Genomic DNA, 14,060 nt, shown 5'->3' on the forward strand with positions numbered 1-14,060 from the left:
GAGCAGGGCGCGGGTGGCGGCCAGCAGGGCGGTCACCGGCGGTCCCGCGGCCAGGCGCCGGTGGCCAGGAAGTCCCGGACGGTGCGGCGGGGTCCGGCGAGGTCCCACCCCTGGGCGGCGACCCAGTCGTCGTCGTAGTACGTGCCGGCGTACCGCTCGCCCCCGTCGCACAGCAGGGTGACCACCGACCCCCGGACGCCCTGGTCGCGCATCTGGGCGATGAGTTCGAAGCAGGCCCAGAGGTTGGTCCCGGTGGACGGCCCCACGCGGCGGCCGAGCACGGCACCGGCCTCGCGCATGGTGCCCACCGAAGCGGCATCGGGCACCCGCATCATCCGGTCGATGGCCTGCCCCACGAACGACGGCTCGACCCGGGGGCGGCCGATGCCCTCGATCCGGGACCCGGCACCCACCACCGACGGGTCACCCTCACGATAGGCGTCCAGGAACACCGAACCCTCCGGATCGGGCACGCACAGCCGGGTCTGGTGGCCGCGGTAGCGCAGGTAGCGGCCGATGGTCGCGCTGGTGCCCCCCGTGCCGGCGGCGATGACCACCCACTCGGGCACGGGATGGGGCTCCAGCCGCAGCTGGGCGAAGATCGACTCGGCGATGTTGTTGTTGCCGCGCCAGTCGGTGGCCCGCTCGGCGTGGGTGAACTGGTCCATGTAGTGCCCGCCGCATTCCGCGGCCAGCTGCCGGGAGCGGTCGTAGATGGCGGCCGGGTCCTCGACCAGATGGCACTGACCGCCCTGGGACTGGATCAGCGCGATCTTCTCCGGCGAGGTCCGGGCCGGCATCACGGCCACGAACGGCAGCCCGATCAGCCGGGCGAAGTACGCCTCGGAGACCGCCGTCGACCCACTGGAGGACTCCACGACCGTCGTCCCCGGGGTGAGCCATCCGTTGCAGAGGGCGTAGAGGAACAGCGAGCGGGCCAGCCGGTGCTTGAGCGAGCCCGTCGGGTGGGTCGACTCGTCCTTCAGGTACAGGTCGATGCCCGGGACCGCGGGGAGCGGGAAACGCAGCAGATGGGTGTCGGCGCTGCGCTGCGAGTCGGCCTCGATGAGCCGGACCGACCGGGCCACCCAGGCGCGGTCCTCGCCGTCGAACCGGTCGACCGACCGGGCCTCACCCGGTGGCCCGACGACCCTGGCCGGGGCGGACATGTCGAGGGACACCGGCTCGCGCTGCATTCCCGGAGGGTATCCAGGTGGGGTTGTCCCGCCGTCACGTGCCGGGACCGGGAGCACGCGCCGGGAGGATCGGTGGGTCCGGCCGGATCAGTCCCGGCCGCCCTCGAGAGCCTCGCGCAGCTCCTGACGGTGCCGACGGCGGGACGCCGACGCCGTGGCGACCGCCTCGTTCACCTTGCGGCGCTGCCGGGCGAAGATCAGCCAGGCCAGCGGCAGCTGGATGATGATCGCGAACATCAGCGCGACGACCAGCGGCATGAAGAGGGTCAGGATGCCGGTGAGCACCGCGATCATCACGAAGCGCAGCGCGGTGTAGATCGCCAGGTCCCGACCGAGGTGGGCCGGCGGCCCGGCCGCCCCGTCCGCCGCATCCGGGCGGTCCGCCCCGGCGACACCGTCCGCCGCGGCGGCGTATCCCTCGAACCCGCCGGTCGGGACGCGCTCGGCGGACGGGACGGGACGATCGGGCGGCAGGGGTCCGGACACGTCCTCCAGGATAGGCGCCGGGCGCTTCGACGAACCGGCCCGCGCGGAGCGGGCCGGCCGCGCGGGGACCCGATCCGCCCCCGGCGCCCGCCGTGATCAGACCGGGTCGGCCAACCGGGCGGGCCGGTGCTCGAACCGGGTCGCCAGCACGACGGTCGTCCGGGTGCGGGCCACCCCCTCGATGGACCGCAGGCGGCCGAGGCACTCGTACAGCAGTCCCACGGTCGGCACCCGCACCTGGATGACGAACGCCTCGTCCCCGGCCACCCCGTAGCAGCTCTCCACCTCCGGCATGGCGTGCAGGGCCGCGGCGATGACCTCGTCGCTGCCGCTCTCCCCCGGCTCGATCCCGACCAGGGCCGTCACCCCGAGGCCGATGGTCTCCGGGTCCACGGTGGCCCGGAAACCGGTGATCACCCCCGAGGACTCCAGTTTCGCCACCCTCTCGTGGACGGCGGACGAGGACAGACCCACCATCCGCGCCAACTCCGCGTAACTGGCCCGCCCGTCCGTCCGCAGCGCCGTGATCAAAGTTCTGTCGACCGAGTCCATGCGAACCCCTCCCCCTGAAGGCCGTACGCAGACCGTAGCGCCGCCCGCCCGAATCGTCGGGAGATCCACCCCGCCGCTGATCAGCACTGACGGCGGGATCTTCGCAGCGAGTTCGCCGAAGGAGCCGAACTCCCCCGCTCACCCCATCACCCCAGCCGTGGTCACCCTGGCGATTCGCTGTGCGGTTTTCGGCCACGCACCGTGACCACGAAAATAGTGCACATCGGGAAGCCACGGGGGTCGATCAACCAGGGCGAAAGGAGCACAATGGACACTGCGCCACCGTGGCGTGCGAGGCCAGTCGGGGCCTCTTTTGAGGAGGTGGCACGTGACCATGGATACGGCCGAGAGACTGTTGACTCCCGGGGAGGTGGCGCTGATGTTCCGGGTCGATCCCAAGACCGTCACCCGCTGGGCGTCCGCCGGCCGGATCGGTTCCATCCGCACGCCGGGTGGGCACCGCCGGTTCCGCGAGTCCGAGGTGAGCTCGCTGCTCGCCGATCTGACCGTGGAGGCCTCGCGCACCAGCGCGTGACCCCAGCAGCACCACGAACGCCCCGGCCGTCGCGGCCGGGGCGTTCGTCGTTCCCCGGGCGGTGCATCGCCGAGGCGTGGACCCGTTCCGGGCCGTCGGTCGGCCCAGCGATCCACGGCCGGACCTGGCCCGAATCCCGAACGGACGGCGCCCCCACGGCGGCGGCGGATGCCCGGGCACGACGACCGGCTCACCGTCATCGATCACGACCGTGGGTAGCGTCCCGGTCCGATCGCAGGCGGTCGATCGACGCCGGACCGAGACCCGCCGACCCCGGCGGAAATGCGTACTGTTGAACGGGACAAGGGAGGCACAGATGTACATGCTCATCGCGATAGTAGTGACCGCAGTCGTCATTTTTCTGGCCTGGCGTGGAATCGGGGCACACCCGTCCGGCGCCACGGAGACGAGCGGCCCGCAGGCCCGGCACCCGTCCCGGCCGACGCGCCCGACCCGGACGATCGCCCCGGACGACGATCCGGAGTTCCTCGGTGAGATCGACCGCAAGCTCCGCGGCGAGGACAAGAGCAGCTGATCCACCGGGAGCCGGGTCCGCCCATGGTTCCGTGAGCCCCCCACGGGACCGGTGGCACCCCGCCCCGCCGGTACGCACGACGAAGCCCCTGACCGCATCGCGGTCAGGGGCTTCGTCGTGTCGGATGACCGCCGGCGGGGTCCGGGACCGGGCAGCGCGCGGTCCCGGCGGGCGATCAGTTCAGGCCGGCGTAGGAGTGCAGGCCGGAGACGACCATGTTGATGAAGAAGAGGTTGAAGACGATCGTCGCGAAGCCGACGACCGACACCCAGGCCGCGGGGCGTCCGCGCCAGCCGGCCGTCGCCCGGGCGTGCAGGTACGCCGCGTAGACCACCCAGGTGACGAAGGCGCAGGTCTCCTTTGGGTCCCAGCCCCAGTACCGACCCCAGGCGACCTCGGCCCACAGCGCACCGGCGATGACCGCGAAGGTGTACAGCGGGAACGCGACGATGGCGGTCCGGTAGGCGATGCGGTCCAGGGTGGCCAGGGACGGCAGCCGGGACAGCAGCGAGGTGTCGGCGGCCAGGGACCGCGCCTCCCCCGCCGCGACCGTGCCGCTACCGGCCGACGCGACCAGGGTCTCCTGGGCGGACAGCCGCCGCTCGTAGCGACCACGGATCAGGTACAGCACCGAAGCGGCGCCCGTCACCAGCAGGATGCTCGACGAGATCGAGATGGTGGAGACGTGGATCCACTTCCAGTACGAGTTCAGCGCGGGGACGACCGGCCCGGCCGGGGTGTACAGAACGGAGAAGGCGACACCGGCCAGGATGACCACCGGCAGCATGACGAACAACCCGAGGGTGCGGGCCCTGGTCTTCACCAGCACGATCACCCAGCACAGCACGGCGGCCGCGCAGATCATCGACGTGAACTCGTACATGTTGGCCAGCGGCAGCCGGGAGGTGGCCAACCCCCGGAACAGGATGGACAGGATGTTGGCGGCCAACCCGATGACGGTGACCAGCACCGCGGCCGTGCCGAAGCGGGCACCGAGCGGAGCCGCCGACCGGCGGGGCGCCGACCCGATGTGCCCGATCGGCCCCTGCAGCGTCGCCGTCCCACCGCGCTGCCCCTGCCGGAGGCTGACGCTGGCCGCCTCGGCCTCGGTGGGGACCGCGCCGCGACGGGCGGCGAACTCGATCCCGTAGCAGACCAGGGCGACCACGTACCCGGCCAGGGCCAGCTCGAAGCCGATGTTCGACCAGTCGGCGAGCGTCTCGTTCACCATTGCTGTTCCTGCCTCCGGTACGTCCTGCTGATCACGATCGTGAACGCGGCCCGGTGGGGATCGCGTCGTGCTGGTGGTGGTCGTGCTGGTGGTGCCTGACCCTGCCTCGTGGGCCCTGCTCTGCCGAGCCGGCCCGATGCAGCCGGCTCAGCGAGCCGAGCCGCCCTTGCCGGCCGCGGGATCCGGGCGGCCCAGGGTGACCAGGCGGTCGAACTCCTCGCCGTACCCGGCCTGGTCGGTGCGGGCCAACCCGCCCACGTCCACCACGGTACGTCCGACCACCGACGGTGGGGAGGCCGAGGCCGACCCCGTGGGTGTGACGGCGGCGACCGGCCGCAGTCGGAACCAGACCCGACGCCGCTTGACGGTCAACGAGATCATCAGGCCGACCAGCAGCAGCACCGCGAACACCAGCGCGTACCCCTGCGCCGGGTCGTAGGACGTCTGCAGGGCGACCCACTGCCGGAACCCGCTGAAGGTGATGACCGTGCCGTCGTCCAGGGTGATGGACTGCCCGATGCTCAGGTTCTCCCGGGCCTGCTTGACCAGCGCGCCCTTGTCGACCTGGTTCTGGTCGATGGTGAACACCGACTGGGCCAGGCCGCCCTCGAGCCCGAGGTCGCCGACGTAGACGTCGACGGCCACACCCGGGTCCCGCGGGGACGGGAACTGCGAGTCCATCAGGCCGTTCCGGATGACCTGGGTCGGCGCGAACAACCCGACGACGGCCAACTGGTGCTGGCGGACCTCGTCACCGACCCAACCGGGCGGGTCGGTCACCTTGACCACCCCGGAGGACAGGAAGTTCGGATTGCCGTTCTCGGGCTGGAAGACCGCCTCGTAGGGGCGGACGGTGCCGTCCGGGTAGGTGACGGTGAACTGCGGGGTGAAGCCGTGACCGAGCAGGTAGAGCCGCTCCTGGCCCATCCGCAGCGGGTCGTTCACCTGCAGCAGGTCGGTGCCCCACCGATCGGTCCCGGCGTCCGCGCCGGACTGGTACTGCAGGCCGGCCTCGAAGGCGATGGCCTGACCCTGCTCGGTGTACCCGGCGTCGAAGGAGTCGACCTTGATGCAGAACGGCGCCATGTCGGTGCCGTCGATGGTCAGGCCGGGGCGGAAGTTGTCGTAGTTCGACGGCGAGGTCGAGCAGAACGGCTGGGTGACGCCGTTGACGTCCGGGCCGGCGTTGAGGATGACCGAGCCCTCGTAGCCGACGAGCTTGCCCACGGCGATGGCGACGAGCAGCCCGAGAAGGGACAGGTGGAAGACCAGGTTGCCGACCTCGCGCAGGTAGCCCTTCTCCGCAGAGACGGTGACCACCCCGCCCGGCTCCTCGCGGCGGGTGACACGCCAGCCCTTCAGGCCGCGCAGCACCCGGTCGGCGACCTCGTCCGGCGCGCCGGCGACCTGGTGGGTGTCGGCGTGCGGCAGCCGGGAGAGGTTGCGCGGGGTGGCCACCGGCGGCTGGCGGAGCTGGCGGTAGAAGTCCAGGCAGCGCGGCAGCACACAGCCGACGAGGGAGGTGAACAGCAGAAGGTAGATCGCCGCGTACCAGGGGGAGGCGAACACCTCGAAGAAGCCCAGTCGGTCCAGGATCGGGCCGAGGGTCGGATAGGTGTTGATGTAGGTCTGGGTCTTGGCCGCGTTCAGCGACCACTGCGGGAGCAGCGCGCCCGGCAGAGAGGCCAGGGCGAGCAGGAACAGCAGCACCAGCGCGGTGCGCATGCTGGTCAACTGCCGCCAGGTGTTGCGCAGGAAGGCCAGCGCAGCGCGTACCGGGCCCTGGCCCGGCCGCGGCGGCTGCGGATCGGGTGTGTCGTCGCGGGTGGAGATCCGGTCCTGGATGGACATCTAGAGCACCGTCCCGCTGCCGGACACGGACACCTGCAGCCACGCGATGACCTGACCCCAGACGCCCGTCACCATCAGGACGCCGAGGACGACCAGCGCGGCGGCACCGACCAACTGGATGGTCCGGCTGTGCCGGCGCAGCACGGCGACCGCGGTACCGGCCCAGCCGAAGCCCAGCGCCAGCAGCAGGAACGGCACGCCCAGGCCGGCGCAGTAGCAGAGCACCAGGACCAGACCGCGCGCCGACGAGTCCCCCCAGCTGGTGGAACCGGCCAGCGCGAGGACCCCGGCCAGGGTCGGCCCGAGGCACACGGTCCAGCCCAGGGCGAAGACCGCGCCCAGCAGCGGGGCGCCGAGGATGCGGCCGCGCGGGCGCAGGTGCAGGCGTCGTTCGGTCTGCAGCGGGCGGACGAACCCGGCCATGGCCACGCCCAGCACGATGATGATCACGCCGCCGACCCGCAGCAGCACGTCCTGGTTGGTCAGCAGCAGCCGGGACAGGCCCAGCACCGCCCAGGACTGCAGCAGGAAGACGACGGTGAACCCCAGCACGAAGAGCGCCGTCGCGCCGACGAGCCGACGGCGGGCGGGGCGGGCCGAGGCCTCCTGCGGCGCGGGTTCGGGCAGGCCCGCCGCACCGGCCGGGACCGTCTGCGCCGGAACGGCTGTCCGAGCCTCGGCTCCGGTCAGCGACAGCAGGTAGGACAGATATCCGGGAACCAACGGCAGCACGCAGGGCGAGGCGAACGAGACGGCCCCGGCCGCGACGGACAGACCGGCGGCGACGAGGAACGGCCCGTCCTGCACGGTCCCGGTGATCCCCGGGGCCTGTGCGAGCACCGCCGAGGTGATCACTGCTCGGTCGCGATCTGCCGGATGACCGGCACGATCTCGTCGGCGGTGACCCCGCGGAGCCAGATCTGCGCCACCCGGTGCTCGCGGTCCAGCACGATCGTCGACGGGATGCCACTGGTCGGGAACCCGCGCAGGGAGAGCAGCGTCGCCATCCCCGGGTCGTAGATCGAGGGGTACGGCGTCTGCTTGCCCGACGCGAAGTCGGCGGCGCTGTCCCGGGCGTCCTTCACGTTCAGGCCGAGGAACTGCACGCCGTCGCCGGCGAGCTCGTCGGCGGCCCGGTTCAGGTCGTCGGCCTCGGCCCGGCAGGGGGCGCACCAGGAACCCCAGAAGTTGAGCACCACGACCTTGCCGGTGTACTGGTCCAGGCTCACCGTCTCCGCCGCGTCGGACACGCTGGTGCCGGACAGGTTCTGCACCGTGCCGCGTTCCGCGGTCGGGTACGAGAGATCGATCTTGCCGTCCGGCGACACGAAGGTGAACGTGCCGCCGAAGACGGCGGCATCGTTGCCGCTGCTGCAGCCGGCGGTCAGCAGGGCAACGGCGAGCCCCGCGGCCAGCAGCCGCGGGCGGGTTCGGCGCCGGTCGCGCACGGTGGTCCTCCCGGTCATGGGGCCACCCCGGCGGCCGGGGTGGTGTCCCCGTCATTCTCCGCCGCGATGTGACGGGCCGGTTCGGCGTAGGAGAGCCCGACGTAGATCCCGTCCCGGAAGTGCAGCGAGGTGAGCGAGGCCAGCGAGCACTGCCGGCGGCGCGGATCGTGCCAGAGCCGCCGCCCCTCCAGGAAGCGGCGGACGGTGTAGACGGGCAGCTGATGGGAGACCAGCACGGCCTCCCGACCCGCTGCGACCTGCACCGCGACCGACACGGCGGCCAACATGCGGTGGGCGATGTCCAGGTACGGCTCGCCCCAGGACGGGGTGAAGGGGTCCCGCAGGGCCGGCCAGCGCCACGGCCGGGTGGCCAGTTCCAGCGCGGTGGACCGGTCCATCCGGCGCCCCTGGAAGGAGTTCCCGGCCTCGATCAGCCGCTCGTCGGTGACGATCGGCACACCGAACCGCTCGACCATCGGCTCGGCGGTCTGCTGGGCGCGCACCAGCGGGGACGCGGCGAGGTGGGCGACGTCGGCGCCGGCGAGGAAATCCGCCGCGGCCCGGGCCATCGCGTGCCCGGACCGGGACAGCACGTAGCCGGGCAACCGCCCGTAGAGCACGTTGTCCGGGTTGTGCACCTTCCCGTGCCGGAGCAGGTGCACGGTGGTCAGCTCCGGGGCGCTCATCCGGTGGCCTGCACGGGCGGCCGCCAGACGTCGTCCGGGTGGGTGCCCACGGCGGCGGGCGCAGGGAATTCCGGACCGTCCGGTGCGGGGTACGGATGGGGTGCTGCGGCGAGCACGGACACGTCCGGGACGAGCACGGCGTCGGTCCGGCGGCGGACGAGAGCGGTCACCAGGGTGACGGCCAGCAAGAGGCCGACCAGGGCGGCACCGGCCGCGGCGAGGACCCACGGAGTGGCGTAGTGCGGCACCGCGACGTCCGGCGCCCCGGCCGCGGGTGAAGGCTGCCGGTCGATCCGGACGGCGTGCCGGTAGAGCAGGACGGAGCCGACGAGCCCGGCCACCGCGCCTGCGCCGACGGCGATCGACCATCCGGGATGCGGTCGCCGGGTCACCCCAGCGGCCGGGGCCGCAGGAGCCGGGGCTGCGGCCGTGCTCACTTCTGGGCGCCTCGGCGGCGGAGCATCACGAAGTACAGGTTGCCCCGGCCGATGAACGTCAGCATCACGCCGACGACGAGCAGCAGCGTGGAGAGCAGCAACAGCGGGTTCTGCACCTGCAGGAACAGCGTCATCGCGACGAGCACGCCGACGGTGACGACCACGACGGTGCGGCCCCGGCGCTGGCTGCGGTTGATCAGGATGCCGCCGGCCACGGCCGCGACGCCGAGGACGGCGACGACCAGACTGAGGATGACGTTGAAGCGCTTGGCGCTGGCGATCTGGTCGGCGGTCGGGGTGCTCAGCGCCTGACAGTTCGTCGCGGTGGTCTTGGCCTCGTCGGTGCCCTCGGTCGGAACCACGACGGAGGGGCCGGTGCCGATGCCCTGGCTGTTGCAAGTGGCGATCGCCTCGTTCACCCGGGTCACCTGCGCATCGGTGCTCGAGCCGGTGGCCAGGGCCGAACTGACCCCGACGAACAACAGGATGGCGCCGGCGAGCAGAGCCAGCACCATCGCCACGGTGACCGAGCGGGGCCGGACGAGCGGGCCGCCGGTGTCCTCGGGCAGCGGCGGCGGGGTCATGGCCGCCCGGAAGGTGTCGAGGAAGCCGGGACGTTTCCGGGGGGCACCCGAGGCGGAACTCATGGCCTCGAATCTACCGCCCCTGGTCAGCCGCCCCGGCCCCCTCGATCCTGACCACGCAGTGATCAGTTGCCGGCGATCAGCCGCGGGCGATCTCGGCGGCCCGACGGCGCTTGGCCGCGGCGAAGTACTCGTTGGACGCGGGCAGCCACATGAGCACCAGGGCGACGATCGCGATGACCGGGCCGATGAAGTCCGTCGTGGACAGACCGGACCGCACCCCGCCGAAGAGGCTGAGGAGGTTCAGGACGCTGAAGATGGTGATCACGATCCGCGCCCAGTTGCGACCGGCCCGCATCTTGAACACGAAGAGCAGCGCGATGGCCACGACGACCGCCCCGACGACCACGGCCACGATCTGCAAGGTCTGGACGAGCTGGTCCTCGGTCATGCCCTGGACCTGCTCGCCCTGGCGGACGGCGTCCCGGAGGGTCTGCTTGCCTGACTCGGTGAACACGAGCAGCGACAGCACGAAGGAGGCGATGGCGGAGACGAGGTAGATCCAGAAGGCGGCCTCGACGGTGCCAGGGCGCGGCACGGCGGGCGGGAGATCGCTGCCACCGGGATAGGCGGAGCCGGACGGGGCATTCCAGGGTGACGCCGGGGGCGGATTCTGTGGGGTCGACATGCCATGATCGTAACTCCCCGTGGGCAAAAAACAACGCTCCGTGTAGTCCGTCCGGCCGGAAACGGCGGCCTGCAGAGAGGCCGCAGGTCCTGGTCACGGATGTCCGACCGAGCTGGGAGCCTCCGGCCGAGCGCCCGTTCACCGCCCCTGGGCCACCAGCCACGCCTTGTGACGCTTGGCCGCGCCGAAGTACGCGTTGGACGCCGGCAGGTACATGAGCACGAGCCCGGCGATCGCCAGGACGGCCGTGATCCAACCCGGCCCGGAGTTGGCGACGAACTCCTGCCCGTTCACGGTGACCCGACCCCTGGTCGTGGGGGTGAATGCGCTGAGCACGGTGAAAGCCCCCAGCACGGTGAGCACGATGCGCGCCCAGTTGCGTCCCGCGCGCATCTTGAAGGCGAAGAGCAGGTACAGCGCCACCAAGACCACCGCGACCCCGATGACGAGGACCTTGCCCACCGTCACCAGGTTGTTCACGTCGATGCCGGACGCGTCGAGGTTGCCCTGGCGGGCCGCCTCGTCGATGGCCTGCTGCCAGATGGGCGAGGTCAGCACGACGACGACACCCACGATCGACGCGACCGCGGTGAGCACCCAGCACACGAACGCACCGGTCACCGTGCCCGGTCGGGTCGGCTTCGCCGGCTCCGCTCCCCCGCCGTAGGCACCGGGGTAGGGCGAGGAGCTGGGCGGGGTCGGGTAGCCCTGCTGGGGCTGGTAGCCCTGCTGGCCCGGGTAGCCCGGCTGCTGCCCGTAACCCTGGGGGCCGGCGTACCCCTGCTGGTACCCGTCTCCGGGCTGCCCGGGCTGACCCGGCCGGCCGGAGCCCGACTGACCGGACCAGGGATCCTGCCCCGGCTGCTGCCCCGGGTACGGCGGAGGATTCGTCATGGCGGGCAGATTAGCGCCGCCGAGGCCCGACGGCACAGGGCCGGCCGACCCGTCCGGGCCGACCGGCGCCCCCGCGCTCAGCGTCGGCGGGGGGACTTCCGGGGCGGCGGCAGCGCACCCTCGGACCGCAGTCGGGTGGCGTGGTCCGCGAGCGCCTCGACCAGGGCGTCCAGTTCGGCGATCTCCGGCTGGACGTCGACCCGGAGGCCGAACTCGCGGGCGGTCTCGGCCGTCTTCGGGCCCAGGCAGGCCACGATCGACCGGGTGTGCGGCTTGCCGGCGATGCCGACGAGGTTGCGCACGGTCGAGGCGGAGGTGAAGCAGACCGCCTCGAAGCCGCCGGTCTTGATGGCCTCGCGGACCGGCGCGGCCGGCGGCGCCGCCCGCACGGTGCGGTACGCGGTGACGTCGTCGATCTCCCAGCCGCGTTCCCGCAGGCCTTCGGCCAGCGTCTCGGTGGCGATGTCGGCGCGGGGCAGCAGCACCCGGTCGACGGGGTCGAGCACGTCGTCGAAGTCCGGGAAGTCCTCCAGCAGTCCGACGCACGACCCCTCGTGGGCGGACACCAGCTCGCAGCGCAGACCCAGGGCGCGCAGCGCATGCTCGGTGGCGGAGTCCACGCAGGCGATCTTCACGCCGGCGAACGCACGGGCGTCCAGGCCGAACTCGCAGAACTTCTCCCACACCGCCCGCACCGAGTTGGTCGAGGTGAACACGACCCACTGGTAGCGCCCGTCGACCAGGCCCTTCACCGCCCGCTCCATCTGGGCGGGGGTGCGCGGCGGTTCCACCGCGACGGTGGGGACCCGCTGCGGGATCGCACCGTGCTGCCGGAGCAGGTCGAGCATGTCGTCGGAGGAGTCCCGGGTCTGCGGGATGAGCACCCGCCACCCGTACAGGGCGCGGGACTCCCACCAGGAGAGCTTGGCCCGGGAGGACACGCCGGCTCCCACGGTGACCACGAGCGGCCCCGGGAGCTCGCGGCCGATGCCGTCCAGGGTGGCCAGCGTGCCGTCCACGGTGCGCTGGTGGGGAGTGGTGGCGCCGCAGATGACGGCGGCCGGGGTCTCCGCGGCCAGACCGGCCTCGGCGAGCAGGGTCGCGGTGTCGGCGAGGTGCCCGGCCGAGGCCTGCAGCATCAACGTGCCCGGGGCGCCGGCCAGGGCGTGCCAGTCCGAGGCGGACCGGACGTCGGCGACGGTGTGCACGGACCCGACGGGGATGCCGGAGTACGAAGCGGCTGCCGCCGCGGCGGACACCCCGGGGATGATCTCGAAGACGGCCGAGCTGCGGGCCACCGCCTGCAGTTCCTTGATGACCGGATCGGCGGTGAGCACGTCGCCGGCGACCAGGCGGACCACGTACTGCCCGGCCCGGTACCCGTTGACCAGGGCCTTGGCCACGTCGGCGGGCTCCCCCACCGCGGGCCGCACCTCGGCGTGCCCGGCCAGCTCGGTCACCTCGGCGGGAACGTCCGGATCGGTGAGGACGACGGCGGCCGCCCGCAGCGCCTCCTGGGCTCGGACGGTCAGGAGACCGCGGTCTCCGGGACCGGCTCCGACGAAGGCAATCCGGCCGCCGGTCCTGCGCGCACGGGTCATGTCCTGCTCCTAGGGCGAGAGGGAACGCCGGCGCCGGAATCCTCGGCACCGACCGGGAAGAGCTCCGCGGACGCCCGGGGGGCGGACGCGGTCGTGCTGTCACGGGTGGTGCTGCGGGCGGGGCCGGCGGAGGTCATGACGACACCGCCACCCCGGTCGGGGCGGGATCGGCGCGGCGACCCTCGTGGAAGGCGAGCATCTGCAGCTCGAGGGCGAGGTCGACCCGGCGCACCTGCACGTCGTCGGGGACCAGCAGCACGCCCGGGGCGAAGTTGAGGATGGAACGCACCCCGGCCCCGACGAGGACGTCGGCGACCGGCTGGGCGGCGTGCTCGGGGGTGGCGATCACCCCGATGGCGATGCCCGCCTCCCGGCACACCCGCCCGGCGTCGCCGATGTCCTGGATGACCAGGCCGGCGACGGTGCGGCCGATGCGCTGCGGGTCGGCGTCGAAGAGAGCGGCGATCCGGAACCCGCGACCGCCGAACCCGGCGTACCCGGCCAGCGCCTGTCCGAGGTTGCCCAGGCCGACCAGGGCGACCGGAGCGGACCGGTCGGCGCCGAGCGCCGCGCTGATCCCGGTGGTGAGCAGGTGGATGTCGTACCCGACACCGCGGACACCGTAGGAGCCCAGGAAGGTCAGGTCACGTCGGAGATTGGCCGGCTTCACGCCGGCCAGGCGGGCGAGGTCGGCGGAGGAGATCGTCCGCGGGTGGCCCAGCGGGGCGGCCGGACCCGTTGCCGCCCAGCGCAACTCGGTGAGAACGCGGAGATACACGGCGAGCCGGGCCACGGTGGCGTCCGGAACGGGCCGGCCGTGGCCGCCGTCCGGGGCGTCTGGGACCTGCGCTGTCACCCGTTGCCTCCACGGGAGGGGGAAGGGCCCCGCCCTGAGCTGTGGCGATCCACGTGTGGTAGGTCGCTGGTAGCCGCAGAGTAACCACAGGTGAGGGACGACACCAAGTCGTCCGGCCGGGCCGCTCCCAGCATGTGAGAACCGGTGAACGGCGGGTTTCCCGGTCCGCACCCGGGCCCGGTCCGGCCGGTGAACAGCCCCCGAACAGGGGTATTTATTCGACGTTCGTCATCCGGTCAGGGCACGGCGCAGACGGTCGGCGTCCACCTCGAAGTAGCCGTGCTCGACCCCGTCGATCACCACCACCGGGACCCGGTCGCCGTACTCGGCCCGATCCTCCGGGTCGGCGTCCACGTCGACCTCGCGGAACTCCGCGCCGGTGTCGGCGCACACGGGGACGGCGACGTCCTTGGCGACATCGCAGAGGTGGCAGCCGACGCGGGTGTAGAGGATGACCTGGTGCATGGCACCAGTCTCCCC

Annotated in this window: 17 protein-coding genes; 2 read left to right on the plus strand and 15 right to left on the minus strand. The window is 72.4% G+C overall.

Annotated elements, in window-relative coordinates; all coding sequences use genetic code 11:
• Positions 1-32: 32 nt before the first annotated feature.
• The 3 genes from cds1 to J2S58_RS07930 all read right to left on the minus strand — a co-directional run bounded on the left by cds1 (position 33) and on the right by J2S58_RS07930 (position 2,234).
• The gene (cds1, locus tag J2S58_RS07920; protein ID WP_205256068.1) at positions 33-1,169 is read right to left on the minus strand and encodes an L-cysteine desulfhydrase Cds1; all 1,137 of its coding nucleotides are present in this window, start codon (positions 1,167-1,169) and stop codon (positions 33-35) included.
• A 114-nt stretch (positions 1,170-1,283) separates the two neighbouring features.
• On the minus strand, positions 1,284-1,682 hold the full coding sequence (locus tag J2S58_RS07925; protein ID WP_205255857.1) for a DUF4229 domain-containing protein: 399 nt from the start codon (positions 1,680-1,682) through the stop codon (positions 1,284-1,286).
• 96 nt (positions 1,683-1,778) lie between these two features.
• On the minus strand, positions 1,779-2,234 hold the full coding sequence (locus J2S58_RS07930) for an Lrp/AsnC family transcriptional regulator (protein WP_205255856.1): 456 nt from the start codon (positions 2,232-2,234) through the stop codon (positions 1,779-1,781).
• A 334-nt stretch (positions 2,235-2,568) separates the two neighbouring features.
• Here J2S58_RS07930 and J2S58_RS07935 point away from each other — a divergent pair, with 334 nt between their 5' ends.
• The gene (locus tag J2S58_RS07935) at positions 2,569-2,769 is read left to right on the plus strand and encodes a BldC family transcriptional regulator (RefSeq protein WP_205256067.1); all 201 of its coding nucleotides are present in this window, start codon (positions 2,569-2,571) and stop codon (positions 2,767-2,769) included.
• A 316-nt stretch (positions 2,770-3,085) separates the two neighbouring features.
• Positions 3,086-3,304 carry a hypothetical protein gene (locus J2S58_RS07940; protein ID WP_205255855.1) on the plus strand — a complete coding sequence of 73 codons (219 nt, stop codon included), beginning with the start codon at positions 3,086-3,088 and terminating at the stop codon, positions 3,302-3,304.
• Positions 3,305-3,479: 175 nt separating this feature from the next.
• Here the strand turns inward: J2S58_RS07940 and ccsB are convergent, their stop codons facing one another.
• The 12 genes from ccsB to J2S58_RS08000 all read right to left on the minus strand — a co-directional run bounded on the left by ccsB (position 3,480) and on the right by J2S58_RS08000 (position 14,045).
• A complete protein-coding gene (gene ccsB, locus J2S58_RS07945; RefSeq protein WP_240188469.1) occupies positions 3,480-4,535 on the minus strand; it encodes a c-type cytochrome biogenesis protein CcsB in 1,056 nt (351 codons plus the stop codon).
• Positions 4,536-4,682: 147 nt separating this feature from the next.
• A complete protein-coding gene (gene resB, locus J2S58_RS07950) occupies positions 4,683-6,386 on the minus strand; it encodes a cytochrome c biogenesis protein ResB (RefSeq protein WP_205255854.1) in 1,704 nt (567 codons plus the stop codon).
• Positions 6,387-7,226, minus strand: coding sequence for a cytochrome c biogenesis CcdA family protein (locus J2S58_RS07955; RefSeq protein WP_306827593.1), 840 nt, complete (start codon positions 7,224-7,226; stop codon positions 6,387-6,389).
• An 11-nt stretch (positions 7,227-7,237) separates the two neighbouring features.
• Positions 7,238-7,852 carry a TlpA family protein disulfide reductase gene (locus J2S58_RS07960; RefSeq protein ID WP_205255853.1) on the minus strand — a complete coding sequence of 205 codons (615 nt, stop codon included), beginning with the start codon at positions 7,850-7,852 and terminating at the stop codon, positions 7,238-7,240.
• A complete protein-coding gene (locus J2S58_RS07965; RefSeq protein WP_205255852.1) occupies positions 7,849-8,520 on the minus strand; it encodes a histidine phosphatase family protein in 672 nt (223 codons plus the stop codon). Before J2S58_RS07965 ends, J2S58_RS07960 begins: the two co-directional genes overlap by 4 nt.
• Entirely contained in the window at positions 8,517-8,957 is a 441-nt protein-coding gene (locus J2S58_RS07970; protein ID WP_205255851.1) for a hypothetical protein, read from the minus strand. The genes J2S58_RS07965 and J2S58_RS07970 overlap by 4 nt, the downstream gene beginning before the upstream one ends.
• Positions 8,954-9,604, minus strand: coding sequence for a hypothetical protein (locus J2S58_RS07975; protein WP_205255850.1), 651 nt, complete (start codon positions 9,602-9,604; stop codon positions 8,954-8,956). Before J2S58_RS07975 ends, J2S58_RS07970 begins: the two co-directional genes overlap by 4 nt.
• 76 nt (positions 9,605-9,680) lie before the next feature.
• Positions 9,681-10,229, minus strand: a complete 549-nt coding sequence (locus J2S58_RS07980; protein ID WP_205255849.1) for a hypothetical protein — start codon at positions 10,227-10,229, stop codon at positions 9,681-9,683.
• 138 nt (positions 10,230-10,367) lie between these two features.
• Entirely contained in the window at positions 10,368-11,123 is a 756-nt protein-coding gene (locus J2S58_RS07985) for a hypothetical protein (RefSeq protein WP_205255848.1), read from the minus strand.
• A 77-nt stretch (positions 11,124-11,200) separates the two neighbouring features.
• On the minus strand, positions 11,201-12,724 hold the full coding sequence (locus J2S58_RS07990) for a bifunctional uroporphyrinogen-III C-methyltransferase/uroporphyrinogen-III synthase (RefSeq protein ID WP_205255847.1): 1,524 nt from the start codon (positions 12,722-12,724) through the stop codon (positions 11,201-11,203).
• A gap of 133 nt (positions 12,725-12,857) precedes the next feature.
• Positions 12,858-13,580 carry a redox-sensing transcriptional repressor Rex gene (locus tag J2S58_RS07995; protein ID WP_205255846.1) on the minus strand — a complete coding sequence of 241 codons (723 nt, stop codon included), beginning with the start codon at positions 13,578-13,580 and terminating at the stop codon, positions 12,858-12,860.
• Positions 13,581-13,808: 228 nt separating this feature from the next.
• Entirely contained in the window at positions 13,809-14,045 is a 237-nt protein-coding gene (locus J2S58_RS08000; protein ID WP_205255845.1) for a glutaredoxin family protein, read from the minus strand.
• Between the last annotated feature and the right edge of the window lie 15 nt (positions 14,046-14,060).

Source organism: Nakamurella flavida (assembly GCF_030811475.1).
Lineage (GTDB): Bacteria > Actinomycetota > Actinomycetes > Mycobacteriales > Nakamurellaceae > Nakamurella > Nakamurella flavida.